The sequence below is a fragment of the Microbacterium sp. SZ1 genome, from assembly GCF_002362255.1.
Taxonomy (GTDB): Bacteria; Actinomycetota; Actinomycetes; order Actinomycetales; family Microbacteriaceae; genus Microbacterium.
Window position 1 is genome coordinate 76,218 of record NZ_LPVV01000007.1, and the last position, 24,246, is coordinate 100,463.

Sequence of the window (24,246 nt, forward strand, 5' to 3'; positions counted from 1 at the left end):
GCCCCGAGGACGCAACACCCGATACAACACCCGGCGGAGACCCTGTCCTGACCGCTCTAACGGAACCCATACGGCGATCGCCGAGACCCTCACGCGGTGCTCACGAAACGCCGGCGGAGCGACCTCCGCGGCCGACTCAGCCGGCGCGTCGACGCGTGCGGCGGTCCTCGAGGATCACGCTGACGACGCTGATGGCGGCGAGGACGGCGAGGAGGACCTGCGCGGTCAGCGACACCGGATTGCCTGCGTCGACCGTGGTGTCCATCGCTTCAGCGGAGTTTCCCGCCCCCGATCCGACGTAGAGGACGAAGTCGGTGAACGCATGGAGGAGGACGCCCACCCACAGGCGGCCCGTCACACGTCGGACCCAGTAGTAGGTGACGCCGGACAGGGCCAGCGCTGCGACCTGGAAGGCGATGACGGCCGGCTGCAGACCGTGCCAAAGGCTCGAGTAGACGTGCGCGAGCGCGAAGAGCGCGGCGGTGCCGAGCATCGTGACGAGCTCGCCGTGTCGCTCGCGGAAGGAGAAGATGAGGATGCCGCGGCAGACGAGCTCTTCACCCAGTCCGACCAGCAGCGTGCCGAGCGCGACGACGAGGACGAATGTGACGGTGCGATCGGCCCACGGGACGCTGAAGGCCTCACCGAGCGGGACGAGGAGTGCGCACACCGGGATCGCGATCAGCCACCAGCGGTGTGGCCGGAGACGGAACGTCGGCGTCTCCCGCCAGACGGGGCCGCTCCACCCCGCCCGGTGCACGAAGGCGAGCGCGAGAGCGATCGCGATGGGCAGCGGAATCAGGTGCGACAGCGCGAATTCGCCCAGGTCGTCGCCCTCGCCGGCGAGGCCGCCCAGGAGGTTCCCGAGGCCGGCCGCGAAGACGATGTACGCCACGAGTGCGAGGATGCCGATCCACACCTTCGCATCCACGCGGCGAGTGGCGGACGTCGAACGCTGCAGCGTGCCGGGGTCTGTCATGTGACGAGTATGTCGGTTCGCGCACTTAGGTAAGGAGGTTAGTTAGTAGGATCGGCCCTATGGCGACACTCATGTACGGTCCGAGCGATGTGCCGATCCACATCGAGGATCGCGCTCTTGCTCACCTGAAGATCGTCATCGCGACGAAGCTCCGCCGCAACGAGTCCTTCACGCTCTCGTGGAAGCATGCGGAGGGTGAGCCGGGTGGGCGGTCGACGATCTGGATCCACCCGTCCATTCCGCTGCGGTTCGTGTTCGACGAGCCCGAGGCGCCGCAGATCAGCATGAAGTGGATCGAGCAGCTCGTCCACTCGGCGAACACGAGCGGAGGCATCGCCCTCGTCGACGAGGTGCTGAGCCCCGCCGAGATCGAGTCCGCGGACGCCTAGAGCGCACTCGATCCGTCGGCGAGCGCGGCGATGAGCGCCCGAGCGGTGGATGCCGAGGACTGCGGGTTCTGACCGGTGATGAGCGTGCCGTCGACGACCGTGTGCTCGCTCCAGGGCTCGGCGACGACGACATCGGCGCCGAGTTCCCGCAGCGACGACTCGAGCAGGAACGGGGCGCTGTCGGCGAGCCCGCCGATGCGCTCCTCCTCGTCGGTGAAGGCGGCGATGCGTCGTCCCGAGACCAGAGGGTCGGCCGTTGCGGTGGCGGCCGGGAGGAGGGCTGCGAGTCCGTGGCACACGGCGACGAGCGGGCGCCCGGCGGCCATCGTGTCGGCGATCACGGCCGCGGAGTCCGCATCCACGGCCAGGTCCTGCATCGGCCCGTGGCCGCCGGGGTAGTACACGGCGTCATACGCGGACGCGTCGACCTCGGCGAGCACGAGGGGCGCACGGAGAGCCGCGATGTCGGCGATCGCCTCGGCATCCCCCTCTCGCAGGCTGCCCGGGTCGGCGACCGGGGTGACGCCGGCGGGGGTCGCGAAGACGACCTGGTGACCGGCTTCGGTGAGCAGCGCGTAGGGCGTGAGCAGCTCCTCCGCCCAGTAGCCGGTGGGGTGCTCGGTGCCGTCGGCGAGGGTCCAGGTGCGCGCACCGGTGACGACGAAGAGGACAGTGGACATGATTCTCCTTGGGTCGAGTGGCCGACGCCAGCTGCGTCGAATGCTGTCTGCAACCTCGATCCGATCACCGGTCTTCCGATAGCTTCGAGATATGTCCGATCGGAATTTCGATGGGTTGCGCGATGTCCAGCTCTGGCGCACCTTCCTCGCGGCGTACCGCCACGGATCCGTCTCCGCGGCCGCGCGAGCGCTGGGCGTCGCGCAGTCGTCGGTCACGACGCAGCTGCAGGCACTCGAGAAGATCGTCGGTTCGCCCCTGTTCGAACGGCACGCCCGCGGCATCCGTCCGACGGCCGGAGCCGACGAGCTCGCCGGCCGGATCGCCGGGCCGCTCGACGCGCTGGCCGAGGCGGTCGGCGCGAGACCGGACGCGCCAGCCGTGCCGGTCCGCGTCGGCGGAGCGTCGGAATTCCTCGCCGCAGTCGCCATCCCTGCGCTCGCCCCGCTCGTGGCCGACGGCATGCTGATGACGGCCATGGCGGGACTCGCCGACGAGCTGCTGGACCGGCTCCGCAACGGTGAGCTCGACGTCGTCGTCTCCGCGGTGCGGCCTCGCGGGCGGACGCTGCCGGCCATGCCGCTGTTCGACGAGGAGTTCGCCCTCGTCGCGTCGCCTCGCCGTGGCATCCACCCGTCCGCCGAGCTGCGCGCGAGCGACCTCGACGGGCATCCGCTCCTCGCCTACGCGCACGACCTGCCGATCCTGCGACGATTCTGGCGCCACTCGTTCGGCATCCGGCTGGAGCGGAAGGCCGCCCTCGTCGCCTCCGACCTGCGCGCGCTCGCCGCGGCGGCCGTCGCAGGCGCCGGAGTCACCGTACTGCCGACGTACCTGATCTCGCAGGAGCTGGCCGACGGCCGACTGGTCGATCTGCGTCCGAGCGAGGACCCGCCCATCAACACGGTCTTCCTCGTGCGGAGGCCCGGCCCCGTCACACCGGCTGTCGCGCTCATCGAGCGTGCGCTGCGCGAGGCGACCAAGGCGCTGTGACCGCACCGTTCGGCGCCGCGATCGGATGTGTTTGACCCTCACACTGTGTCATGGTCGAGTGTGGTCGACATCATGTACACCATCGGAGAATTCGCCGCCCTGGGACGGGTGAGCGTGCGGATGCTGCGGCACTACGACGCGATAGGTCTTCTCACGCCCATGCGGGTCGACGCCCGCACCGGCTACCGCTCCTATTCGATCGACCAGCTGCCGCTGCTGCTGACGATCGTGGAGCTGCGGGAGCTCGGCGTGGGACTCGATCGCATCGCGGAGCTGACGACCGCCGAGGATCAGGATGCCGCCCTGCGCACCCTGCTCATCGAGCGTCGGCACGACCTCGAGGGGTCGATCGCCGCGGACCGCCTGCGCATCGCCCGGATCGAGCGACGGCTCCGACACCTCGAAGGAGACATCATGTCGCAGGTCGCTTACAAGCACGTCCCCGCCGTCACGGTCTACGCCGCGCACGGCACCGCTCCAGGCATGGGGCCGCAGAACGTGAGCCCGCTCATCGGCCCGCTCATCGACGGGCTCGACCGGGCTCTCGACGCCGCGGGTCGCCCTCTGCTGGACCCGGGCATCTTCTGGTACGACGCGGAGGACGAGGAGAACTTCGGCGTGCACGTCTCGTACCCCGCCGAGGCCGAGCCGGTCGCGGGAGAGGGGTACGACGTCGTGGAGCTCCCCGACATGCCCATCGCTGCGACCCTGCAGCACCGAGGCGACATGACCGGCATCGAGGAGTCGTGGTCGACGCTCATGCAGCAGATCGTCGCCGACGGCTACCGCGTCGTCGGACCCACCCGCGAGGTCTATCTGGAGGCCGACGGGCACGAACCCGGCCCCGACTGGCTCACGGAGCTCCAGGCACCGGTCGAGCGGATCTGAGGGCAGCGGCGGCGGGCCCGGCCGCTGGTCGGACCTGCCGCCCGCTCACGGCTGGACGGGGGGAAGCATCCGGTGCGACAGTGCGCGCACCGAGCGCAGGCGCTGACCGTGGCGGAGGAAGAGCGCCATCCCGGCCAGCCGACGACGCAGACCCCACCAGGTGACGAGACTGAGCGACTCGGTGACGATCGCGCCGCTCATCTTCGACTCGCCGTGCACGCGCTCGACGAACGTGATCGGCACCTCGACGACGCGGAGTCCCCGCTCGAGCGCACGCCACAGCAGGTCGACCTGGAAGCAGTAGCCCTGGGATGCGACGTCGAAGAGGTCGATCCGGCGCAGGGCGGCCGCGCTGAACACGCGGTAGCCGCCCGTGGAGTCGCGGACGTCGATCCCCAGGGCGAGGCGCGCGTACAGGTTGCCACCGCGGCTGAGGATCTCACGGTGCCGCGACCAGTTGACGACCTTTCCGCCCGGCACCCAGCGCGACCCCAGCACCAGATCGTGGTCGATGAGCTGCTCCAGCAGTCGGGGCAGCTCCTCCGGGCGGTGCGAGCCGTCGGCATCCATCTCGACCAGCGCCCAGTAGTCGCGCTCCAATCCCCAGGCGAACCCCGCGAGGTAGGCGCCGCCCAGCCCGTCCTTCTCGGTGCGGTGCAGCACGGAGACCGCGGGGTGCCGCTCGGCCAGGGCGTCGGCGAGCTCGCCGGTCCCGTCGGGCGACGCGTCGTCGACGATCAGAATGTCGGCGTCGGCCGCTGCGAGCACCCGGTCGACGATCGACTCGATGTTCTCGATCTCGTTGTAGGTGGGGATGATGACGAGCGTCTCGTTCATGGCGGTCCTTTCGAAGGGTCAGCTCTGCAGTTCGGCGAAGACGATGAGGTTGTCGAGATAGTGCCCCGTCGAGGGGTCGAAGACGCCCCCGCAGGTGATGAGCCGCAGTTCCGGGGTCGGCACGTTGCTGTACACGGAGGAGGTCGGGAATTCGGCCTTGGCGGACTGGATGCTGTCGCTCACCGCGAACACGCGCTCCGATCCGTCCGACAGGGTGACGACGATCTCGTCGCCGACGGCGAGCGAGCCGAGACCCGCGAAGACGGCAGGCGCCGACGGAGAGTCGACATGACCGGCGATGATCGCCGGTCCCACCGCACCGGGGACGACGCCGCCCGAGTACCACCCGGCGAGGTCGTAGTCGACGGGGGCGGTGAGGCGACCGGTGCCGTCGAGCGTCAGGTCCTCCAGCGTCGAATCCACGCCGAGCGCGGGGATCGAGACGCGCGTCGGCACGGCGTCCCGTGCCGGGGGCGTGGGCTCGGCAGGATCCTGCATCCCGCCGGCGGAGAACCCGCTCTGGGCGGTGGCCGGCGGGGCGGGGGATGCCGGGCCGGTAGCGCCGCACGCCGCGAGGCCCAGCGATACGGCGAGCACGCCGATCGCCGCGAGGGTGCGCATCCCACCGGCCCCGCGCATCAGACCTCTCCCGTCCCGCAGCCGCCGAGGGCCTCGTCGGTGAGCATCGCGGTCGACAGCATGACCCAGGACGCTCCGTAGTAGGTCGGATACCGCACGCTGAACTGCGCGGCGCGCTCGAGGTCGGAGGAGGCCGCCTCGGCGTCGCCGCTCGCGGAGGCGGATGCTGCGCGCGCGGTGTAGGCGAAGGCCGACTCATCGGACGACAGGGAGCCGCCCCCGAGATCCAGGCGCGACGCCAGCTCGTCCTCCCGATCGAGGGTGGCGAGGGGACGAGCGGCGAGAGCCACGTCAGCGGGATCGCAGGATTCCGCGTACCGCAGCAGGAGCCGCGGCGCGTCGAACCCGTACTGCACGGGATCGCCTCCGCCGCGCGGCCCCGGCATGGGCTCGACGAGTCCGTCGGCGTGCACCTGGGCCCAATCGGGCGGCAGATCAGTGGCATCGAGGATCGTGCCGGTGACCTGAGCGCTGCCCGCCTGCAGTTCGGCCCAGCGCGGATCGCCCGTCGCCGCACCGAGGACCTGGAACGCCACGGGCGACGCATAGCTGGGGTTGTAGGCGTACGGCTCGCGGTCGGCCGCCCACAACCCGGGCAGCAGGATGCGTCCCTGCGCGGTCTGCACCGTGAGACGGTCGGCGATCACGGTCGCGAGCTCCACGCCCTCCGCGCGCAGGTCCTCGCGCCCGAAGCGGTCCCCCGCCAGCACGAGAGCGCGGGCGGCGTCGAGGTCGGCATCGGTCGCCGGTTCGTCGTCGACGACCTTCCCGTCGTCCCACCGCCAGGCCATGAGCCCGTCGGGGCGCAGCAGCTCGGCGCGCGTCCAGTCCCAGACCTCGTCGAAGCGCTGCTCGTCGTCGGCGATCAGGGCCGCGAAGAGTCCGTACGCCTGGCCTTCGCTGACGGTGTCGCCGCCTTCGTCGCGCCGGACGACGCGTCCGTCCTCGACCCACTCGTCGAGGAACGAGGTCGCGAGGTCGGCGGCGACGAGATCAGGTGCCCGCGTCTCCTCCGGAGGCAGGGGCGACGAGGTGGCGGCGGGCGACGCGTCGGGCGGGCCGGTGTCGGCGGTGTTCAGGCCGACGGCGACCGCCGCGGTCCCCGCCGTCACCACCACGGCGCCCGCGGCGATCGCGATCAGAGCGGGGCGGCGCATCAGAGCGCCTCCCGCACCTGCTTCGCCGGAGCCGTTCCGTCGGCCTCGGCGTGGGCGAGGTAGCCGCCGCCCGTGTCGACCCCGCCGTCCGGCACGTCTCCCACGGAGGCGCTGTCGAGGATCGGCAGGATCGTGAGTCCGCCGCTGGATGTGTCGAGCACGAACAGCGTCGTGACGCTGCCCGCGGCGACCGACACGTCCGCGGTGTCCTGCACGCCCTCGCCGGTGAGGTCGAGGGTCCAGTCCCCGGCGGGGATCTCGGCGTACCCGGTGGCCGATCCGGCCTTCGCATCCTTCGCGATCGGGTCGCCCTGCGCGGTCGTCACGTCGACCTCCGGCGTGATCGTGGACGCCTGGATGAGTCGGATGCGGGCGGAGCCGGCCGCGGGCTGCGACAGGTCGTCGTCGAACGCCCGCACCTGCAGGTCATCGGTCGGTCCGTAGGCTGCGACCGTCGTCGCGGTGCCGGCGTCGACGGTGACCGTCTCCGAGATCACGGGGACGTCCGACCCCGACGAACCGGCCGGCACCATGCTGACCGTGTACGACCCGGCCGGGAGCTCCTGGTACGTGGAGACGTCGCCGTAGCCGACGCCGTCGAGCTCGAAGAGCGTCGAACCGCCGCTCACGGCCGCGACACGCACGTCGACCGACTTGGTGTCTGGCGAGAGGTGGCCGAGGCGCAACCACCCGGCCGAGGCGTCGACCGCCGCCGGAGCAGCCGCCGGACGCGGGTCGACGGAGGCGGTCTGCGCCGCGGCGGGCAGCGGGGCGGCGAGGCCGACGAGCAGGGTCGCCGCCCCCCAGGCCAGGCCGGTCTTCAAGCGCGGGAATCGTGAATTCGTCATGATGTGCTCCTTCTCGATGGGTCGTGCGTTCCGTGTGGCTGTCTGTCGGTCGGTCGGTCTGTCGGTTCGGGAGTGCTGTCAGGGCAGCAGGGGCCGCAGCGAGATCGGGTACCGGAGCACCACGGTGTCGCCCGAGACGGCCACCTCGGCCGGTTCGTAGGCGCCGGTGAGCGAGTCGAGGAGCGCGCGCCCCTCCGGGGTGAGCCGGTCGCCGTCGGCGACGGGCGCTCCGCTGATCGATGAGATCGCGAGCTGACGGAACGACTCGTCGCCCTCGCCCGACACCACGGGGAATCCCGAGACGGTGACCGATCCCGAACCGGCGAGCGCGGCGAGCACGGCGATGATGCGCTCATCGACCTGTCCGGCGATCAGCCGGTCGCGGTCCGCATCCTCCAGCGTGATCTCGGGGTTGGTCGCGAGCTCGGCACCCAGACGCGCGCGCTGCGAGACCGCATCATCGAGCGAGATCGCCGCCTGCTCCGCGCCGTCGATCGTCACGCGGCGCACCTCGACCGCCTGCGGTCCCGAGCCGAACGAGGCCACGACGACGGAGTTGTCGATCGCCTGCTGCACCTGCGGGAACGCTCCGGGGAACGTGCGCATGGAATCCGTCGTGACGACGTAGTCGGCGTCGCGCCATCCGTTGGGCGAGTCCGCCTGGACGGCGGGATCGGTGTCGAGCTTGTAGTACCAGATGACGTTCTCGCGATCCCAGCCGGCGCGCACCAGGTCGACCCACATGGCGTCGTCGACGATGATGCGCTGATCGGTGGTGGCGTTCTGCTCGAGCCACTGCTCGGCACCGCGGAGGGGTGCGTCGAGGTCGGCGAGCACGAAGCCGCGCAGCTGCGTCGCCCAGAGCGGCACCGCCACGATCGCCCCCACGGCGGCGACGGCCACGAAGCCGGTCGCGAGACCGCGGTGCGACGCCGACCGCCGACGGATGCGGGCCACCGCGCTGTCGGCTGCGCCGGCGATGAGGAGGGCGCCGAAGGGGATCAGCATGATGACGTACGGCACCGGGAGATACCCGCCGGGCCGGAACATGAAGGCGGTCATGGCCAGCACGAGCACCGCGTACGGGCGCAGGCGCGGCAGGAGCAGCGCGAACACCGCGGCGACGAGGCTCAGCACGATGAACACCGGATCCAGCTGCCACCACATGCCGAGAGTGCGGTTGATGAGCGAGTCCGGGTCGGCTATCGATCCGCTGCCCTCGCGGGAGGCGAGCTGGAAGGTGATGCCCTCCATGAGGCTGACCCGATCCGTGCCACTGAAGAGCTCCCCCTTCACGGCGGCGAGCAGCAGATAGCTGCCGCCGATCAGGACCAGGATGCTGGCGGCCACCGAGAGCGTGTACCGGCGGGTCTCGCGGCGGGCGCTGCGCAGCATCACCCAGGCGAGGAACGGCAGGGCGAGCAGGAACGTCTCCTTCGTCAGCACCGCGATGCCGAACGCGAAGGCGGATCCGGCGAACGCGGCGAGCTGGCCTCGTCGGTTCGTCGCCAGGAAGAAGGCGAGGAGCAGCCAGGGCACGGCGACGTTGTCGAGGTAGACCGTGCGGTGGAACTGCAGTGCGAGGGGCGACAGGGCGAACACGAGGCCCGTGGCCGCTGCGGCGACCCGCGACATGCCGAGCCGGCGGGCGAGCGCCCACAGCAGCACGACCGAGACGAGTGCGGCCACCAGCACGGCCTCGCGCCCGGCGAGGACGGCGACGTCCCAGCGCTCGAACGCGCCGGTGAGCTGCGTGTAGCCGGCGATCTGCAACCAGCCGAGCGGCGGGTGGTCGTACCAGTACGTGTAGTGCGCGAGCTCGCCGAGATGGGTCACGGCCCACGCCTGCGCGGTGTACGTGCCCTCGTCGTCGATGCGCTGGGGGGAGCCGCCGACGTTGAGGAAGTTGACCACGGCGCTGACGAGCAGCACCGGGATGAGCCAGACGAGATCGCGTGCGTGCGTGCGGAGCCAGAGCGACACGCGTCCGGGGGTCCTCGGCGTCGTGTCGGAGGGGCGGATGCCGGCGCCCGGGGCGGAGCCGGTCGTGTCCCGCCCGAGATCGGCGGGCTTCTCGAGTGTCGTGCTCATGCGGCGACCTCCTCACGGATCGGAGCGGACGCGACCGTGGCCGGCTCGCGATGCGCGCCGCTGTGCGCGGTCTTCTCCCACCCGCGCTCGCCGCGGAGTTCGCGGTAGACGGCGCGGATGGCTGCGCCCGCGAGCAGCACCTGGAACGGGATCGTGCCCAGGACGAGGCGGACGTAGTCGCGGATGCGCACCTTCTCGCCGTACAGCCGGCCGAACTCGTTGAGGCCCGCGATCTCGACCGCGACCGTCACGAGCGTCGGGGCGAGGGGGATGAAGGTGAGCAGCGCGACGACGGTCGGGACCTTGACTACCAGGATCAGGAAGAGCGACAGCGGGATGAGCAGACCGGTCGCGGCCTGCAGGAACGGCATCGCGAGCATGTAGCGCGCGAAGAGCCGCTGCCCGCGCGTCGGGAGGGCCCGCCACTCGCCCTTGCGCAGCACCTGGAGGAAGCCCTGGTTCCATCGGGTGCGCTGCTTGTAGAACGACGGCAGCGTACCGGGCGTCTCCTCCCTGGTGACGTACTCGGGGCTGTACGCCACGACGACCTTCTCGCCCTGGCTCGAGAGCCGCACGCCGAGCTCGCAGTCCTCGGCGAGGCACTCCGCATCCCACCCGCCGTTGCGCTCGAGCGCGTCGCGCTTCACGAACACCGTGTTGCCGCCGAGTGGGATGAACTTCGCCCCGGCGTGGAAGTGCAGGCGGGAGCGGAACCAGAAGTAGTACTCGAGCACGTTGCGGAGCGACCACCACGACGAGCGGAAGTTCATCAGCTGCACTCCGCCCTGCACGACGGTGGCGCCGGTCTCGGTGAACCGGGAGTCGATGTGGCGCAGCAGTTCCGGATGCACCTCGTCCTCGGCGTCGAACACGCCGACGATCGAGCCGCCCGCGTACGACAGGGCGCGGTTCAGCGCCTTCGGCTTGTTCTTCGGCACGCTGTCATCCACCACGACCTCGATGAGGTCGGGGTGGCGCGCGGCCGCCGCGCGCACGACCGCCGTCGTGCCGGGGTCGTCGTCGCCGACGATCGCGATGATCTGCACGTCGGGGTGCGTCTGCGCGGCCAGGGCGTCGAGGGTCTGCCCCATCACCTCCTCCTCGTGCCTGCCCGGCACGAGAAGGGTGAAGGTGTGCTGCGCGGGGCGCGGTTCGCGCGAGAACGCCGTGCTGTCGTAGGTGCTCTTCGAGCGCCACGCGTACAGCATCCACCACAGCGTCGTCACCGCGACCGCGGTGAGGGCGAGAGCCACGGCGACCAGCCCGACGTGCCCGGCGAAGGCGACCCAGTCGACACCGGATGCGCTCTGCGCCGTCTCGACGAGCCCGGGGTCGAGCACCTCTCGATTGGGTACGCCGGGTGCCGGAGCCTGCTCGGGTTCGGGGGTCAGCAGGGGGCCGGGAGCGGGATCGCTTTCGAAGGGTCGGGAGAGGGCGTGCGCGAGGAGTGTCATGATGTCGCCTCCTGAGGCGTCCGGAAGACCAGGAATCGGTAGGTGAGGTAGCGGAACACGGTGCCCAGGGCGAGACCCACCACGTTCCCGGCGATGTTGTCGGCGAGGTGACTGGTGAACCCGAGGACGTAGTGCGAGACGAACAGGCATCCGGCGGCGATCAGCAGCCCTCCTCCGTTGGCGAGGAGGAAGAGCAGGAGCTCCTTCGCGACCGCAGGGCGCCGCGTGCTGCGGAAGGTCAGGTAGCGATGCCCGAGCCAGGCGACTCCCGTGGCGACCGAGACGGAGATGACCTTGGCCCAGATCACCTGCTCCGACATCACGGTGGCGCGAAGCAGGTTGTACCCGCCGACATCTACGACGAAGGCGATGAGACCGACGCCCCCGAACGCGGCGAGCTGCGGCACGGCTCGCCTCACGGCGGAGGCGAGTCGGGACAGCCGAAGGAATGGCGCGGAGGGGGAGAGCGTCATACTGCGCGTTCGGAGGCTCTCGCGGTGCGGATTGGTGCGCGTCGGCGGCACCCCGGCGTGTCTGCACGGAAACGAGCAGGAAGTTTTTTTCACGCACCACGGGCCCGGGGAACGCGCCCGTTGCCCGTATATCAGCGCCGTCCCCGAGCGCGATCGGACGGGTGGTGGCGCGGTACTGTTCGATCATGGGAAAGCTCGAGTACAACAGTTCGCGTCCGGCGATCGAGATCGACGACGATCTCCTCGTCCATGTGAAGATCGTCATCGCGACCAAGCTGCGGCGTCAGGAGAGCTTCATGATGACCTGGCCCGACGGGTCCCACGGGGTCGGCGCGATGTCGGCGTGGATCCACCCGAGCATCCCGATGGTGCTGGAGTTCGACGAGAGCCCCGCGCCCAAGGTCGACCCGCGCCGCGTCGAACGGATGATGGCGCGGCTCAATGCGCGCGGCGAGCTGGTCCTCGACGAGCTCGAGTGAAGGCCCGCACCGGCGTGTGGCTCAGGAGCGCGGGCCGACCGACGACTCGCCCTCGATGAGGACGCCGTCGACGCGGTGGACTCCCGGCTCGTAGGCGCCGCCGCCGATCGCGTCGGCGAGGTACTCGGCCGCGCGCTCTCCCACGGTGCTGAGCAGCGGATCGATCGTGGTCAGCGTGCGATCGTGCTGGTCCATGAGGCCGGCGAGATTGTCGAACCCGACGATCGCGACGTCGGCCGGGATGCGGAGCCCTGCCTGCCGGAAGACCTCGGATGCGGCCATGGCGATCGTGTCGTTGCCGCAGAACACGGCGTCGAACTCGAGCCCGGAGGCGAGCAGGTCCTCGGCGGCCCTGCGCCCCCATGAGCGGGACCAGTCACCGTGGAACCCGGCCCCGCCGACGAGCTCGAGACCCTCGGCGGCCAGCACCGAGGTCAGTCCTTCGGCGCGCTCCCGCGCGGAGTGGTCGTCGAGCGAGGCGCCGATGTGCGCGATCCGTCGTCGGCCGAGGTCGATCAGGTGGCGGCCGGCGAGCTCGCCCGCGACCTGGCCGTTGTGCACGAACGACACGTCGTCCGGCTCGTCCGAGAACCCGTAGGCGTACACGACGGGCACGGTGAACCCTGCCGTCACGGAGCGCATCGCGGTGCCGCTGCCGTCTCCGACGACGAGCAGCCCGTCGACCTTTCGTGCACGGAACTTGCGCACCGTCGCGGCGACGACCGCGCGGTCGAGCCGGGAGTCCGACACGAGCACCGACAGGTCTCGTGCCCCGAGAGCCGTCGTCGCGGCCGTGAGCACCGGCATCGTGAACGCGCCAGGCGCGTTGAGGGTGAGCACGCCGATGGTGGCGCTGCGCCCCTGAGCGAGGAACTGGCCCAGCGCGTTGGGCTCGTAGTCCAGGCGCGCCGCGGCTTCGAGGATGCGCTCGCGAGTGGCGTCCGATGCCTTGCCCCCACCGCGCAGCACCTTGGATGCGGTCGAGACGGAGACCCCCGCGATGGCGGCCACGTCCTTGAGGGAAATCGCTTTGCTTGACATCGCAGAACGATTGTAGCGATCCGGTGCTGCGACGCTCACTCGCGCGGCCGGATCTCCCACGTCAGGCGGGTGCGGCGCTCGCCGTGGGCGGGCACCGTCACCGAACCCGACCCGAGGGTCGCCGTGCCGTAGGGGTCGGATGCCGGTTCGAGCCCGACCGCGTCGACCGCGCCCCACCACGGGAATCCCTCCGACCCACGGCGCTCCTGCCAGACGTACAGGCGGGGGAGCAGCGCGGCATCCCACGTCATCGTCGCATCGATGCCGGCCGACCTCGACGCGACCAGGACGCGTCCGGAGGGGGCGTCGAAGTCGTCGAACCGCGACCCGGGCGCAGTCACGATCCCCACCGTGACACGCTCGGCCCGGTCGGCGCCATCGGCCCCGAGCGTGACCTCGGCGTCGTCGAAGAGCGCCCCCGCGAGGGCCGGGTGCTCGACCCAGACGACGTGCTGATCGCCGCCGCTGTCGTTGCGCAGCACGGTGTCGACGGTCACACACCCCTCCGAGACGGTCACCGTGCGGGTCACCCGCAGCGGCGCGGTGCGCAGCAGCACCTCCGCGACGATCGCCGCGTCGCCCTCGGCGCGCACGCGCCACGACCGCCAGGCCGCCTCGCCGTGGAACGGCTGCTCGACGGCGGCCTCGGGTGACGGGTCGCCCGCCGCCGGGGCCAGCAGGTGCCAGCCGCCGGGATAGCGTCGATGCCATTCGGCGCTGCTCGACGGCATCCGCCAGGCATCGCCCTCTCCGCCGAGCCCCTCGTCCGCCCAGGGGGTGCGCGCGAGCAGCTCGACGCCGTGCGCCTCGATCGACGAGATCGCCCCGCCGGCCCTCGACACCCCGACGCGGATGCCGTGCGCGGCGACGACCACGTCGTCCGACGTCACGGGGTCCGACGTCGCGGGGTCCGACGTCATGGAGTCTCCGCGCCGAGGTCGATCACGAACAGCGCGTCGCCGGCGAACTCGGTCTGCTCGAGACGGATGCCGGGGGCGCCGTCGTGCTCGACCGGCGACCACTGCGCCGCGTCGATCCGCCGGGCGTCGAGGTCGTAGACGCGCACATCGACGATGTCGGCGGGGTCGAGGCGCAGCGTGAGAGCGAACGCCTCGGGCGCGTAGACCGCGACCCGGTCACCGGTCCGCCCGACGACCGCGCCCGACGGCTCCGCCATGAGCAGATCAGCAGCTTCGTCGAGGTCGAACAGGACCTCGCCCTCGACCACCCGGCGGAGGAAACCGACGTCGTCAGCGCCGGGGAACTCCATCGCCACCGAGAACGGGAACGGCATGCCGTGCACGTTCTCGGCTGTGAACCCGGTGCCGCGACGGTGCCAGCTCCACACACCGTGCGCGCCGTACCCGAGTCCTGCGGCCGCCCCGGCCACGACACCGGTCCAGCTGGCCCGTCGCACGTCGGCCCGCGAGTGCCGCGCGCGGCCGGCGAAGCGGCCGAGTCCCTCGTAGCAGGGCTCGAGGTTCACTATCGGCCGCGGCACCGAGAACGCCGCGTAGTGGCGGACGAGGTCGCGGGGCAGCGTGTCCCAGTCCTGGTTGTGCCCCGGCTGGAGACCGTGCAGGTCGAGCAGCTCGCCGTCGGCGATGGCCTCCGGCATCCGCGCGGTGGGGGTGCTGTGCCAGGTGACGAGTGCGTCGCGAGCGAGTCGGCGCACCTCGGCGGCGGCCAGCGAGTAGCGGGCGAGCGCGACCTCGGAGTCGAGGTCGTCGTCACCGGAGACGATCCAGATCGGGTCGAATCGGGCGAACCGCTCGACGGTCGCGCGCACGTGGGAGAGGGTCTGCTGCTCGTCGAGCACGAGCTCAGGGGTGAGTCCCGCGCCCCACGTCGCCGGCACGAAGTTGTTCCACAGCAGCACGAGCATCGGTGTGAAGCCGTGCTCCACCGCCTCCTCCAGCATCCGCTCGGCCCGCGGCCAGTACTCCGCGTCGCCGCCGTCGAGGTCGAGGCGTCCGTCGCGCACGACGTACGGCGACAGCCCGCCCTCGGAGCGGTCGTGCTCGATCGGAAGCACGCTGATGAGCAGGCCCGTGAAGCCCTGACGGCGGCGCCGCACGAGGTAGTCGGTCCACTCCTCGTCGGTCGGTCCGCTGAACGCGGCCCAGGTGGTGTCGGCGAGCAGGAAGGCAGGTGCTCCGTCGCGGAGCAGGGAGCGCCGGGAGGGCGCGAGGGACCACGTGGGCATGCGAGTGCTTTCGGAGTTCGGAGGGGTGAACGGGGGCGGTCAGGGGGCGATCAGTGCGCCGTCGGTCGAGCGGACCCCGGCCGCCCAGCCGTCGTGGCCGGAGAGGCCGGCGGGGAAGCGGGCGGCGGCGCGCTCGTCGAGGTCGACGCCCCAGCCCGGCGCATCGCTCGGGGTGAGCCAGCCGTGCTCGATGTCGAGCATGCCGGGGAAGACCTCGTGGCTCGCCTCGTTGTAGACGTGGCCCTCCTGAACGCCGAACGCGGGGGAGGAGACGTCGAGCGCGACCGCCGCCGCGACGGCGAACGGCGAGGCGTCACCGGGCGAGTGCCAGGCCGTGCGGACGCCGTCGATGTCGGCGAGCACGGCCAGCCGCCGGGCCGCGCTGAGTCCGCCGACGTCGGAGATGTGCGCGCGCAGGTAGTCGACGGAGTGGGTGCGCACGAGGCGGGCGGCCTCGGTGAACGAGGTCGCCAGCTCGCCGACGGCCAGGGGCACCGACGAGACGGCCGCGACCTCGGGCAGGCGGTCCCAGTGCTCGGGGGCGAGCACATCCTCGATGAAGAACGGGCGGTGCGGCTCGAGGTCGCGCAGCAGCGCGATGGCCTGCCGCGGCGAGAGGCGGGAGTGCACGTCGTGCAGCAGTTCGACGTCGTCGCCGAGCAGCTCGCGCATCCGGGCGAAGAGCTCGGGCGTACGGCGCAGGTACTCCGAGACCCGCCAGCCCTCCGGATTGCGGGCCCAGTCGTACAGGCCCGGGGCGGGCGGCGCCCCGTAGTGGCCGATGCCCTGCTGTCCGGTCTGGATGCGGATGTGACGGAGCCCCGCCGCGCGCAGCTCCTCCGCGTGCGCGGCCGTGGCCTCGGCATCCGGTCCCTCGGCGTGCAGGTACACCTCGGCCGCCGCGCGGACCCGGCCGCCGAGCAGTTCATAGACGGGCATGCCCGCGCGCTTGCCCGCGATGTCCCACAGCGCCATGTCGACACCCGAGAGCGCGTTGTTGCCCACCGGGCCCTCGCGCCAGTACGCGGAGAAGCGGACGAGCCGCGTCAGATCCTCGATGTCGCCGGGGTAGCGGCCAACCAGCAGCGGGCGGATGTGGTCGAGGTACGCGACCACCGCCTGCCAGCGCTGCGTGAAGGTGGCACAGCCGAGTCCGTACAGACCGTCGTCGCTCGTGAGCACCTTCACGACGACGAGCGGGATGCCCTCGGGCGCCGTGACCACCGCGCGGACGTCGGTGATGCGCACGTCGTCGCGCGCCGTCCAGGGCTGGGCGAACGTGAGCGGTGGAGGGGTGTGGTCGGTCACGGGATGTTCCTCGTCGGGGTGAGAGACGGTGGGGCGAGCGGGGCCGTCGCCGTGCCGTCGTGGATCGACTCCGCCGGCCGGAAACCGAGCACGGTCGCGGCGACGCTCGCATCGACGAGTGGCGAGGAGGCGTCCACGGGGGAGTCGGCGGGGATGCCGGGGGCGTACCGGGCGAGCAGCACGGTCGTCGGCTCGTCGAGCAGTGTGTCGTCGGCGCTGAGTCCCGCCACGAGGACGCCGGTGGTCGTCGCCTCGATCGCGACGCGCACGGCCCTGGCGGCATCCGCCATCGTCAGGTACGCCCAGCCCTCGCGGGCCATCGACGCGGGGTCCTCGGCGACCTCGGCCGCCGCCCGGAGCAGCACCTCGGGCCACTTGACGAGCGGGAACCGCAGCGCGACCACGTCGATGCCGTGGCGGCGGTGCGCGTAGCGGGCGGTCTGCTCGTCGACGCCCTTCGACAGCGAGTACGCGTCGGCGACGTCGGACGGGGTGTCCTCCCGCAGGGGGAAGGACGGCGGGAAGGCGCGGTGCGGGTTGTTCGGGTAGCCGAGCGCGTTGATGCTGCTCGCGATCACCGCACGACGGATGCCGCGGCTGCCCGCCTGCTCGAGCACGTTGAAGGTGGAGTCGGTGTTGACCCGGAACACCTCGTACGGGGTGCCGAGGGTCGGGTGCGGGATCGCGGCGAAGTGCGCCACGGCGTCCGCTCCGTCGAGCGCGGCGGCCACGTCGTCGACCGAGGACGTGTCGCCCACGAGCACGCGGTCGGCCGGGTGCTCGGAGGCGTACGAGAGGGAGAGGGCGGTGACGTCGTAGCCGGCGCGGAGGAGCTCCGCGCTCGCGGCGCGACCGATCTCGCCGTCGGCGCCCGTGACGAGGACGCGGGTCATCCCTTCACCCCTCCGGCCATGCTCGCGCCGCGCAGGAACTGCCGCTGGAACACCAGGAACAGCACCACGGGGATGATGAGCGACAGGAACAGCGCCGCCATCTGCACGCTGAGCTCCGTCTGCGCGGCGAGGCGCGGCAGCGCCACCGACACCGGCTGCCGATCGGGATCGGGGAGCACCAGCAGCGGCCAGAGGTAGTCCTTCCAGGAGGCCACGACCGAGAGCAGCGCCACCACGCCGAGGATCGGCTTCGACAGCGGCAGCACGATGCTCCACAGGATGCGGAGCGCGCCGGCGCCGTCGATGCGCGCGGCGTCGTACAGGTCGGCGGGGATCGACTCGAGGAACCGCGCGATGATGAGCACGTTGAACGCGGTGGCCGCCGCGGGGAGCCAGATCGCCCACGGGGTGTTCAGCAGCGAGATGCCGAGCACGGGGAGCTCCCGCACCGTGAGGTAGAGCGGGACGAGCGCGACGATGCCCGGCACGAAGAGGGTGGCCAGGATCGCGCCGGAGAGCAGCTTGCCCCACTTCGGTCGCAGCACCGTGATCACGAACGCGGCGGTGGTCGACACGACCAGGGTCGCGACGGTCGCGCCGAGTGCGAGCACGGCGGTGTTGAGCAGGTAGTGCCCGATACGACCGCGCTCCCACGCGATGCCGATGTTCTCCCACTGCACGACACCGCTGGTGAAGAACGCGAACGGCTCGCGGATGAGGTCCTGGGTGGGGGAGACCGCTGCCAGTGCGAGCCAGACGAGGGGGCCGAGCCCCGCGACGAGGAGGGCGACCAGCACGAGGGTCTGCACGATCGCGAGCGTCACGCGCACGACGGGGCGACGGCGGTCGGAGTCGGAGATGTTGGTGCGAGGAGCCGGTGCGGCGTCGGCGGAGCGACGAGGGCGGGCGAGGATGCTCATCAGGCGCTCCAGCGACGGGTCAGGCGGGCATACAGGAAGGCGAAGACGCAGAGCACGGCGGCGAGCAGGACGCTGAGCGCGGTCGCCGCGCCGTAGTCGACGCGGACGAAGGCGTAGTCGTAGATCGTCATGAGCAGCGTCTTGGTGGCGCCGAGAGGGCCGCCGCCGGTGAAGAGGAACGGCTCGGTGAAGATCTGCATGGTGCCGATGACCTGCAGCAGCAGCATGGTGCCGATGATGCCGCGCATCTGCGGCAGGGCGACGTGCCAGACGCGGCTCCAGATGCCGGCGCCGTCGAGCTCGGCGGCCTCGTAGAGCTCGGTGGGGATGCTGGTGAGCGCCGCGATGTAGATGATGACGGCCGTTCCGGCTCCCGCCCACGTGGTCTCGAGCACGATCGACGGCATCGCGAACGCGGGGGAGGTGAGCCACGGGACAGGTCCGATGCCGATCGCGCCGAGGATCGTGTTGAAGACGCCGTCGGACGACGGGTCGTAGAAGAACTTCCACAGCAGGATGGCGACGACCGGCGGCACCATCACGGGAAGGTAGGCGAGGGCGCTGAAGTACCAGCGGTGCCCGCGGAGCTCGGCGATCAGCACCGCGAGGGCGAGGGGCACGGGGAAGCCGAACACGATCGCGAGGAGCGTGTAGTAGACGGTGTTCAGCGCGGCCTGGGGGAGCTGGGGGTCGGAGAGCACGTACGCGAAGTTCTCGATGCCGACCCACTGCGCGTCCTGACCGGGGGTGACGGTCTGCACGCTCATCACGAGCGACGAGACGATGGGTCCCCACGAGAAGTACAGGTAGACGAGGATCGCGGGGGCCGCGATGCCGAGGGCGACGAGTCCGGGGCGCAGGCGACGCCAGCGGCGGGTGGTCGCGGTCGGCGCGGAGCCGGCGCGACCATGGGAGCGGTTCTGGTACATCTGTTCTCCGGACGGGAGGGATCGGGGCGGGAGCGGTGTCCCGCCCCGATCGCGGTGGGATGTGGCGACCTGAGGGTCAGCGGCCGAGGCGGCCCTGGACGTCGGTCTGCGCCTTCTCGAGCAGCGCCGGGATGTCGGCGTTCTCGTCGGTGAGCACGGCCTGGATGACGCCGTCGAGAGCGCCGTAGACCTCCTGGGCGTTGTTCACGGGCTCGGGGACGATCGGGATCTCGGTCGACGCCTCGAGGTAGGGCGTGAAGTTGTCGGACGGCACGTTGATGTAGTCGGCGATCCACTCGAAGTACGTGTCGTACGCGTCGGTGTTCACGACCGCGAGTCCGGGCAGGCCCGTCACGGAGCCGGCCTCGTTCGACGCCTTCGCATCGGCGACCGCGACGTCCTGGTCGAAGTAGCGCTCGAGGTAGAAGAACTTGATCCACTTCACCGCGGCGGCCTTCTCCTCCTCCGAGGCGTCGGGCTTCACGATCTGCACGCTGCCGCCGGACAGGGTGCCGTTCACTCCGCCGTCCTGCGGCATCCCACCGATCCCGAAGTCCTCGGCCGGCAGCTTCAGGTTCTGCACGACACCGTAGTAGCGGTCGGTCGCGGCGATCATCATGCCGATCTTGCCCGCTGCGAAGTCCTGACCCTGGGTGTCCATGTCGTACAGGGTGTTCGCGGGCAGGGTGCCGTCTTCGAAGCGCATGGCGTGCAGCAGCTCGAGCGCCTCGGTCGACGGGGCGTCGTCGAAGGTCGCCTTGCTTCCGTCCTCGTTCTCGATGGTGCCGCCGAACGAGTACGTGATGCCGCTGAACTGCCATCCGCCGGTGTTCGCGGTGGTGAGGGCGGAGAAGCCGGCCGCGCCGGTCTTCTCGGTGATCTGCTTCGCGGCCGCGCGCACCTCGTCCCACGTCGTGGGCGGGGCGTCGGGGTCGAGTCCCGCCGCCGTGAACAGCGAGCGGTTGTAGACGAGTCCGAACGAGTAGGCGTTGGTCGGGACGGCGTAGACCTTGCCGTCGGCATCCGACGCGAGGTCGAGGATGGTGGGGTTCAGCGAGTCGAGGAGGTGCTCCGAGCGGAGGGCGTCGGTGATGTCGGCCGCCTGGCCCCGCTTGATGAGGCCCTGCGGCTCGGTGAGCGGCACGCTGAGGACGTCGGGGAGCGAGCCGCCCGCGGCGAGGGCCTGGAACGTGCTGGCGTCGTAGCCGGTCTCGACGGCCTCGATGTCGATGTCGGGGTTGGCCTTCTCGAACGCGGCGACGCGCTCGTCGAAGTACTCGCGGTCCTCCGGCCGGTCCGCCGAGGGGCGGTCGCCGACCTCGATGGTGATCTGGCCGTCCGAGCCCGAGTCGGGCGACGGGTCGGATGAGCAGGCGGCGAGACCGGCGGCCAGGCCGCCGATGGCGACGAGGGCCGCGGCAGCGCGGATGCGCTTCGTCATGGGAACTCCTTCGTTCGGGTGGTGCTGCTGTGCGGGAAAAGCGATTGCTCTACCGATGTCTACCAGGTGGGATGCCGGTTCGTCAAAGCCAATCTTAACCGGCGTTCCAACGTGCCATCGCGGGCGAGTCGGTGCTTGACAAGACTCCGTCGGTGTCGCAAGGATGCCGAAGGGCAACCGATTTCCCCATTTCATCGACCTTGGCTCGAAGAGGAGACAGAGTGAGATCACGCACACCCCGGTCGTCGCGCACCACGCGCCGCCGATCGCTGACCCTGGGCGGGGCGCTCATCGCGGTGGGCGCCCTCGCGCTTCCCGCGGCGGCCGTCGCCGCCGACACGACGATCGGCGTGGAGGACCTGGCCGGCTGGTCCGCCAGCGCCTTCGACGGCACGACCGTGTCGCCGAGCACCCCTCGCGCGGCGGACCGCGGGCACACCGGCTCGTCGTCGGTCGAGGTTCTGCTCGACACCGCGGTGCGCGGCACCGACAGCTGGGAGATGGCCGCCCGCTCGCTCGGCGGTGTCGACCTCGACTCCGCCTCGTTCTGGATCGACGCCGAGAACCTGAACACGATCGGTGTTCAGCTCGTCGACGCGACCGGGCAGACGCACCAGACCTTCCTGCCGGTGCCCGACGTGGACGGCTGGCAGGAGATCACGCTCGCCTCGCCCACCGACGACCCCAGCCACGGCGCCTGGGGCGGCGCGGCCGACGGCGAATGGCACGGGCCGGCGCAGCAGATCGGGTTCGTCGTGAACTCCTGGGCTCGCCCCGACACCACCTCGACCACCGCCCGCGCTCTCATCGACGACATCACGATCAGTGCCGCCGACGTCACCCCCGGGTTCACGCTGTCGGCCGGTGCCTTCGGCAACCTCTTCACCGCCGGGGATGCCGTCGCCCTGCCCTACGAGACGACGGCCGACACGGTCGCCTGGCGCACCACGGCGGCCGACGGCCGGGTGGTGGCCTCCGGGCAGGAGCCCGCCGATGGCTCCCTGGACCTCGGGACCCTCGCTCGCGGCTGGTACGGCCTCACGGTCGACGCCCTCGCCGACGGCATCCGCATCGGTGGCGCACAGACGACCATGGCCGTGCTCGCCGAGACCGACGTCGCCGAGACCGCCGAGGGGCGGTTCGGAGCGGTGACCCACTACGGGCAGCACCGCGACTTCGCCTCGATGCCCGCGCTCGCCGTCGGCGGGGTCGCGCAGTTCCGCGACGAGCCGTACTGGAGCGACGTCGAGAAGACCCCCGGCGTCTACGACTGGTCGGTCGCCCGCGCGGAGTTCCTCGATCAGGCCCGCGCCACCGGCACGCGGCCGCTGCTGCTCGCCGGCTACGGCAACCCGCTGTACGACGGCGGCAACGGACCCGTGAGCGCGGAAGCCGTCGCGGCGTACTCCGCCTACGCCGCCGAGATGGCGACGGAGTTCGGCGACATGGCCGCGGGTATCGAGATCTGGAACGAGTGGGACCTCGGTCTCGGCGGCAACACGAACGTCGCCCCCGAGCACTACGTGAACCTGCTGAAGTCGGCGTCGCCGGCGGTCAAGGCGGTCGACCCCGACCTGCCCGTCATCGGACCGGCCATCGCGAACCTCAACACCGACTGGCTCGAGAACACCTTCCGCCTCGGCGCGCTGGACTACCTCGACGGCATCGTGCTGCACCCCTACAGCTACCCGGTGGGAGCAGAGGCCCTCGACGAGACGCTGACCCGCATCGACGCGCTCGTGCGCGAGTACAACGACGGCGAGTCGATCCCGCTGTGGGTCACCGAGCACGGATGGCCGACAGGCACCAACGCCCGCGCTGTCGACGAGCAGACGCAGGCGGCGAACATCGCGAAGTCGGCGGTCATCACCGCGCTGCACGACGTCGAGCGCTACTACGTCTACGACCTCGTGAACGACGGCGTGAACGCGGCGGAGACCGAGGAGAACTTCGGTCTGCTGCACGCGGCGAACGACCCGCTCGGCGCGTACACGCCGAAGCCCGCCTTCGTGAGCTACTCGACGGCGGCCGACGTGCTGGCCGGTGCGCACTCGGCGACTCGCGACACCTCCATCGCCGACCTGTGGAACATCGGATTCCAGACCCCCGGCGGTCCGGTGCGGGCGCTGTGGTCGACGTCGCCGCGCGCGGTCACGGTGGCGCTCCAGGGCGATGTCACCATCACCGACATGTACGGCTCCTCGCGGGTCGTCCAGGCCGGCGCCGGTTCGGACCTCGTGATCGACCTGCGGCAGGGGCCCGTGTACCTGCAGGGCGCCGTCACGGGTGTGACCGCGTCGGCCACCGTGCTCACGCTCGACCCCGCCTACCTCGGACAGCCGATCGCCGCGCACTGGAGCATCGACAACGCCGCGTCCAGCACCGAGGGCGCGTACCGCCTCGTGTTCCCCGATGGGCAGGAGGTCGCGCAGACCGTGGCCGCCGGCCAGGTCGGCGCGGTTGACTTCGCGCTGCCCGCCGCCACAGCGCTCGGACAGCACGTCGTCGTCGGCGACCTGTACCGCGGCAGCACGCTGCTCGGCTCGCTCACGGCGACCACGACGGTCAGCGAACCGGTCACCCTGACCGGCGCGCAGGCCATCGACGCCGCTGGCGAATCGGTGCTGCGCCTCACCCTGCGCAACGCCTCGGACGAGCCCGTGACGGTCGACCGCCTGACGTCGGTCCTCGGCGGATCCACCACGACGCGGGCCGAGCAGGAGGAGGTGGCCGCGCACGAATCGCTCGTCGTCGACATCGCGCTCGACGGGATCACCGAGCGCACGACCTGGACGGCATCCGCTCTCGTCGGAGGGCGCGAGCTCACGGCATCGGGCGCTGTCGCCCCGCTCGCCGTGGACGAAGCGCTCGGCGCCGCGCACCGCGCGATCACGGTCGACGGCGTGCTGGACGACCTCAACGACCTCACCCCGGTGGTGCTCGAGGGTCAGACCGGCGGGCTGCTCGCGGCGTTCGCCGCGTCGACCGATCAGTCCGCCCGGTTCTGGTACACGTGGGACGAGGAGAATCTCTACGTGAGCATCGAGGTGCTCGACGACGTGCACGACCAGCCGGCCGCCGGATCCAACATCTGGCAGGGCGATTCGGTGCAGTTCACGGTCGCGGCCGGTGCGCCGGGCGCGGCGACGACCTGGCACGAGCTCGGGATGGCGCTGACTGCCGAGGGGCCGCAGCTCTACCGCTGGCTCGCTGCGGGCGTTGCCGCAGGCACGGTCGCGGGCTCCCAGGTCGCGGTGGTCCGTGACGAGGCTGCGCAGACCACTGTCTATGAGGCGTCGGTGCCGTGGGTGCGGCTCACCGGGGTCGACCCGTCGTCGGCTCTGCTGAGCAGCGCGCTCATCGTCAACGAGGCCGACGGCGCAGGACGCGACGGGTACCTGTCGTGGGGCGGCGGCATCGCGGGCGAGAAGGACTCGGCCGAGTTCCTTCCCGTTCGCCTGCTCGCCGCCGACGTCGACCCCGGGACCGGCGGTCCCGGGACGGGCGGCCCCGGCACCGGCACCGGTAACGGCACCGGCAACGGCACCGGTTCGGGTGGCGCAGTGAGCGGTGCCGCGACCGGTGCGGCGACGGGCGATCCGC

The 24,246-nt window shown here is 71.2% G+C and carries 22 protein-coding genes; 5 read left to right on the forward strand and 17 right to left on the reverse strand.

Annotation, left to right across the window (positions count from 1 at the left end):
* Window positions 1-136: 136 nt before the first annotated feature.
* Complete coding sequence (locus AUC47_RS06665) at window positions 137-979, reverse strand: CPBP family intramembrane glutamic endopeptidase (RefSeq protein WP_096714431.1); 843 nt, start codon at window positions 977-979, stop codon at window positions 137-139.
* 59 nt (window positions 980-1,038) lie between these two features.
* Between AUC47_RS06665 and AUC47_RS06670 the strand changes: the two genes are divergently transcribed.
* Window positions 1,039-1,368, forward strand: coding sequence for a DUF7882 family protein (locus tag AUC47_RS06670; protein ID WP_096714432.1), 330 nt, complete (start codon window positions 1,039-1,041; stop codon window positions 1,366-1,368).
* Here the strand turns inward: AUC47_RS06670 and AUC47_RS06675 are convergent.
* Window positions 1,365-2,048: a type 1 glutamine amidotransferase domain-containing protein gene (locus AUC47_RS06675; protein ID WP_096714433.1), complete on the reverse strand. Its 684-nt coding sequence runs from the start codon at window positions 2,046-2,048 to the stop codon at window positions 1,365-1,367. The two genes, AUC47_RS06670 and AUC47_RS06675, sit on opposite strands and share 4 nt — an antisense overlap.
* Before the next feature lie 91 nt (window positions 2,049-2,139).
* On the opposite strand from AUC47_RS06675, the gene AUC47_RS06680 reads away from it, so the two are divergent.
* Together AUC47_RS06680 and AUC47_RS06685 are read left to right on the forward strand one after the other, a co-directional pair.
* Window positions 2,140-3,039 carry a LysR family transcriptional regulator gene (locus tag AUC47_RS06680; RefSeq protein WP_096714434.1) on the forward strand — a complete coding sequence of 300 codons (900 nt, stop codon included), beginning with the start codon at window positions 2,140-2,142 and terminating at the stop codon, window positions 3,037-3,039.
* Between the two features lie 45 nt (window positions 3,040-3,084).
* On the forward strand, window positions 3,085-3,927 hold the full coding sequence (locus tag AUC47_RS06685) for a MerR family transcriptional regulator (RefSeq protein ID WP_256999472.1): 843 nt from the start codon (window positions 3,085-3,087) through the stop codon (window positions 3,925-3,927).
* Window positions 3,928-3,972: 45 nt separating this feature from the next.
* Here the strand turns inward: AUC47_RS06685 and AUC47_RS06690 are convergent, their stop codons facing one another.
* The 7 genes from AUC47_RS06690 to AUC47_RS06720 all read right to left on the reverse strand — a co-directional run bounded on the left by AUC47_RS06690 (window position 3,973) and on the right by AUC47_RS06720 (window position 11,360).
* The gene (locus AUC47_RS06690) at window positions 3,973-4,764 is read right to left on the reverse strand and encodes a polyprenol monophosphomannose synthase (protein ID WP_096714435.1); all 792 of its coding nucleotides are present in this window, start codon (window positions 4,762-4,764) and stop codon (window positions 3,973-3,975) included.
* An 18-nt stretch (window positions 4,765-4,782) separates the two neighbouring features.
* A complete protein-coding gene (locus AUC47_RS06695) occupies window positions 4,783-5,403 on the reverse strand; it encodes a class F sortase (RefSeq protein WP_096714436.1) in 621 nt (206 codons plus the stop codon).
* On the reverse strand, window positions 5,403-6,560 hold the full coding sequence (locus tag AUC47_RS06700; protein ID WP_096714437.1) for a glycosyl hydrolase family 8: 1,158 nt from the start codon (window positions 6,558-6,560) through the stop codon (window positions 5,403-5,405). Before AUC47_RS06700 ends, AUC47_RS06695 begins: the two co-directional genes overlap by 1 nt.
* Window positions 6,560-7,408, reverse strand: coding sequence for a DUF4397 domain-containing protein (locus tag AUC47_RS06705; RefSeq protein ID WP_096714438.1), 849 nt, complete (start codon window positions 7,406-7,408; stop codon window positions 6,560-6,562). Before AUC47_RS06705 ends, AUC47_RS06700 begins: the two co-directional genes overlap by 1 nt.
* 78 nt (window positions 7,409-7,486) lie before the next feature.
* On the reverse strand, window positions 7,487-9,499 hold the full coding sequence (locus tag AUC47_RS06710) for an ArnT family glycosyltransferase (RefSeq protein WP_096714439.1): 2,013 nt from the start codon (window positions 9,497-9,499) through the stop codon (window positions 7,487-7,489).
* Window positions 9,496-10,953, reverse strand: a complete 1,458-nt coding sequence (locus tag AUC47_RS06715; protein WP_096714440.1) for a glycosyltransferase — start codon at window positions 10,951-10,953, stop codon at window positions 9,496-9,498. Before AUC47_RS06715 ends, AUC47_RS06710 begins: the two co-directional genes overlap by 4 nt.
* Window positions 10,950-11,360, reverse strand: coding sequence for a GtrA family protein (locus AUC47_RS06720; protein ID WP_256999473.1), 411 nt, complete (start codon window positions 11,358-11,360; stop codon window positions 10,950-10,952). Before AUC47_RS06720 ends, AUC47_RS06715 begins: the two co-directional genes overlap by 4 nt.
* Before the next feature lie 251 nt (window positions 11,361-11,611).
* On the opposite strand from AUC47_RS06720, the gene AUC47_RS06725 reads away from it, so the two are divergent.
* On the forward strand, window positions 11,612-11,905 hold the full coding sequence (locus AUC47_RS06725) for a DUF7882 family protein (protein WP_096714442.1): 294 nt from the start codon (window positions 11,612-11,614) through the stop codon (window positions 11,903-11,905).
* Between the two features lie 21 nt (window positions 11,906-11,926).
* Here AUC47_RS06725 and AUC47_RS16710 read toward each other — a convergent pair whose 3' ends face one another.
* The 8 genes from AUC47_RS16710 to AUC47_RS06760 all read right to left on the reverse strand — a co-directional run bounded on the left by AUC47_RS16710 (window position 11,927) and on the right by AUC47_RS06760 (window position 20,643).
* On the reverse strand, window positions 11,927-12,946 hold the full coding sequence (locus AUC47_RS16710; RefSeq protein ID WP_179297543.1) for a LacI family DNA-binding transcriptional regulator: 1,020 nt from the start codon (window positions 12,944-12,946) through the stop codon (window positions 11,927-11,929).
* Window positions 12,947-12,981: 35 nt separating this feature from the next.
* Window positions 12,982-13,866: a hypothetical protein gene (locus tag AUC47_RS16715; RefSeq protein WP_179297544.1), complete on the reverse strand. Its 885-nt coding sequence runs from the start codon at window positions 13,864-13,866 to the stop codon at window positions 12,982-12,984.
* Window positions 13,863-15,152 carry an apiosidase-like domain-containing protein gene (locus tag AUC47_RS06735; RefSeq protein WP_096714444.1) on the reverse strand — a complete coding sequence of 430 codons (1,290 nt, stop codon included), beginning with the start codon at window positions 15,150-15,152 and terminating at the stop codon, window positions 13,863-13,865. Before AUC47_RS06735 ends, AUC47_RS16715 begins: the two co-directional genes overlap by 4 nt.
* Window positions 15,153-15,191: 39 nt before the next feature.
* On the reverse strand, window positions 15,192-16,460 hold the full coding sequence (locus AUC47_RS06740) for an enolase C-terminal domain-like protein (protein WP_096714445.1): 1,269 nt from the start codon (window positions 16,458-16,460) through the stop codon (window positions 15,192-15,194).
* Window positions 16,457-17,353, reverse strand: a complete 897-nt coding sequence (locus AUC47_RS06745) for an NAD-dependent epimerase/dehydratase family protein (protein WP_096714446.1) — start codon at window positions 17,351-17,353, stop codon at window positions 16,457-16,459. Before AUC47_RS06745 ends, AUC47_RS06740 begins: the two co-directional genes overlap by 4 nt.
* Window positions 17,350-18,273 carry a carbohydrate ABC transporter permease gene (locus AUC47_RS06750; protein ID WP_096714447.1) on the reverse strand — a complete coding sequence of 308 codons (924 nt, stop codon included), beginning with the start codon at window positions 18,271-18,273 and terminating at the stop codon, window positions 17,350-17,352. Before AUC47_RS06750 ends, AUC47_RS06745 begins: the two co-directional genes overlap by 4 nt.
* Window positions 18,273-19,202: a carbohydrate ABC transporter permease gene (locus AUC47_RS06755; RefSeq protein ID WP_096714448.1), complete on the reverse strand. Its 930-nt coding sequence runs from the start codon at window positions 19,200-19,202 to the stop codon at window positions 18,273-18,275. Before AUC47_RS06755 ends, AUC47_RS06750 begins: the two co-directional genes overlap by 1 nt.
* A 76-nt stretch (window positions 19,203-19,278) precedes the next feature.
* Window positions 19,279-20,643, reverse strand: a complete 1,365-nt coding sequence (locus AUC47_RS06760) for an extracellular solute-binding protein (RefSeq protein ID WP_179297545.1) — start codon at window positions 20,641-20,643, stop codon at window positions 19,279-19,281.
* 221 nt (window positions 20,644-20,864) lie between these two features.
* Between AUC47_RS06760 and AUC47_RS06765 the strand changes: the two genes are divergently transcribed.
* On the forward strand, window positions 20,865-24,246 hold a 3,382-nt coding region (locus AUC47_RS06765; RefSeq protein ID WP_143740709.1), incomplete at its 3' end, for a sugar-binding protein.

Excerpts from the sequence above, each read along its gene's own strand:
- AUC47_RS06665 (WP_096714431.1), bottom strand. The coding sequence starts at position 979 with ATGACAGACCCCGGCACGCTGCAGCGTTCGACGTCCGCCACTCGCCGC.
- AUC47_RS06670 (WP_096714432.1), top strand. The coding sequence starts at position 1,039 with ATGGCGACACTCATGTACGGTCCGAGCGATGTGCCGATCCACATCGAG.
- AUC47_RS06675 (WP_096714433.1), bottom strand. The coding sequence starts at position 2,048 with ATGTCCACTGTCCTCTTCGTCGTCACCGGTGCGCGCACCTGGACCCTC.
- AUC47_RS06680 (WP_096714434.1), top strand. The coding sequence starts at position 2,140 with ATGTCCGATCGGAATTTCGATGGGTTGCGCGATGTCCAGCTCTGGCGC.
- AUC47_RS06690 (WP_096714435.1), bottom strand. The coding sequence starts at position 4,764 with ATGAACGAGACGCTCGTCATCATCCCCACCTACAACGAGATCGAGAAC.
- AUC47_RS06695 (WP_096714436.1), bottom strand. The coding sequence starts at position 5,403 with ATGCGCGGGGCCGGTGGGATGCGCACCCTCGCGGCGATCGGCGTGCTC.
- AUC47_RS06700 (WP_096714437.1), bottom strand. The coding sequence starts at position 6,560 with ATGCGCCGCCCCGCTCTGATCGCGATCGCCGCGGGCGCCGTGGTGGTG.
- AUC47_RS06705 (WP_096714438.1), bottom strand. The coding sequence starts at position 7,408 with ATGACGAATTCACGATTCCCGCGCTTGAAGACCGGCCTGGCCTGGGGG.
- AUC47_RS06710 (WP_096714439.1), bottom strand. The coding sequence starts at position 9,499 with ATGAGCACGACACTCGAGAAGCCCGCCGATCTCGGGCGGGACACGACC.
- AUC47_RS06715 (WP_096714440.1), bottom strand. The coding sequence starts at position 10,953 with ATGACACTCCTCGCGCACGCCCTCTCCCGACCCTTCGAAAGCGATCCC.
- AUC47_RS06725 (WP_096714442.1), top strand. The coding sequence starts at position 11,612 with ATGGGAAAGCTCGAGTACAACAGTTCGCGTCCGGCGATCGAGATCGAC.
- AUC47_RS16710 (WP_179297543.1), bottom strand. The coding sequence starts at position 12,946 with ATGTCAAGCAAAGCGATTTCCCTCAAGGACGTGGCCGCCATCGCGGGG.
- AUC47_RS16715 (WP_179297544.1), bottom strand. The coding sequence starts at position 13,866 with ATGACGTCGGACCCCGCGACGTCGGACCCCGTGACGTCGGACGACGTG.
- AUC47_RS06735 (WP_096714444.1), bottom strand. The coding sequence starts at position 15,152 with ATGCCCACGTGGTCCCTCGCGCCCTCCCGGCGCTCCCTGCTCCGCGAC.
- AUC47_RS06745 (WP_096714446.1), bottom strand. The coding sequence starts at position 17,353 with ATGACCCGCGTCCTCGTCACGGGCGCCGACGGCGAGATCGGTCGCGCC.
- AUC47_RS06750 (WP_096714447.1), bottom strand. The coding sequence starts at position 18,273 with ATGAGCATCCTCGCCCGCCCTCGTCGCTCCGCCGACGCCGCACCGGCT.
- AUC47_RS06755 (WP_096714448.1), bottom strand. The coding sequence starts at position 19,202 with ATGTACCAGAACCGCTCCCATGGTCGCGCCGGCTCCGCGCCGACCGCG.
- AUC47_RS06760 (WP_179297545.1), bottom strand. The coding sequence starts at position 20,643 with ATGACGAAGCGCATCCGCGCTGCCGCGGCCCTCGTCGCCATCGGCGGC.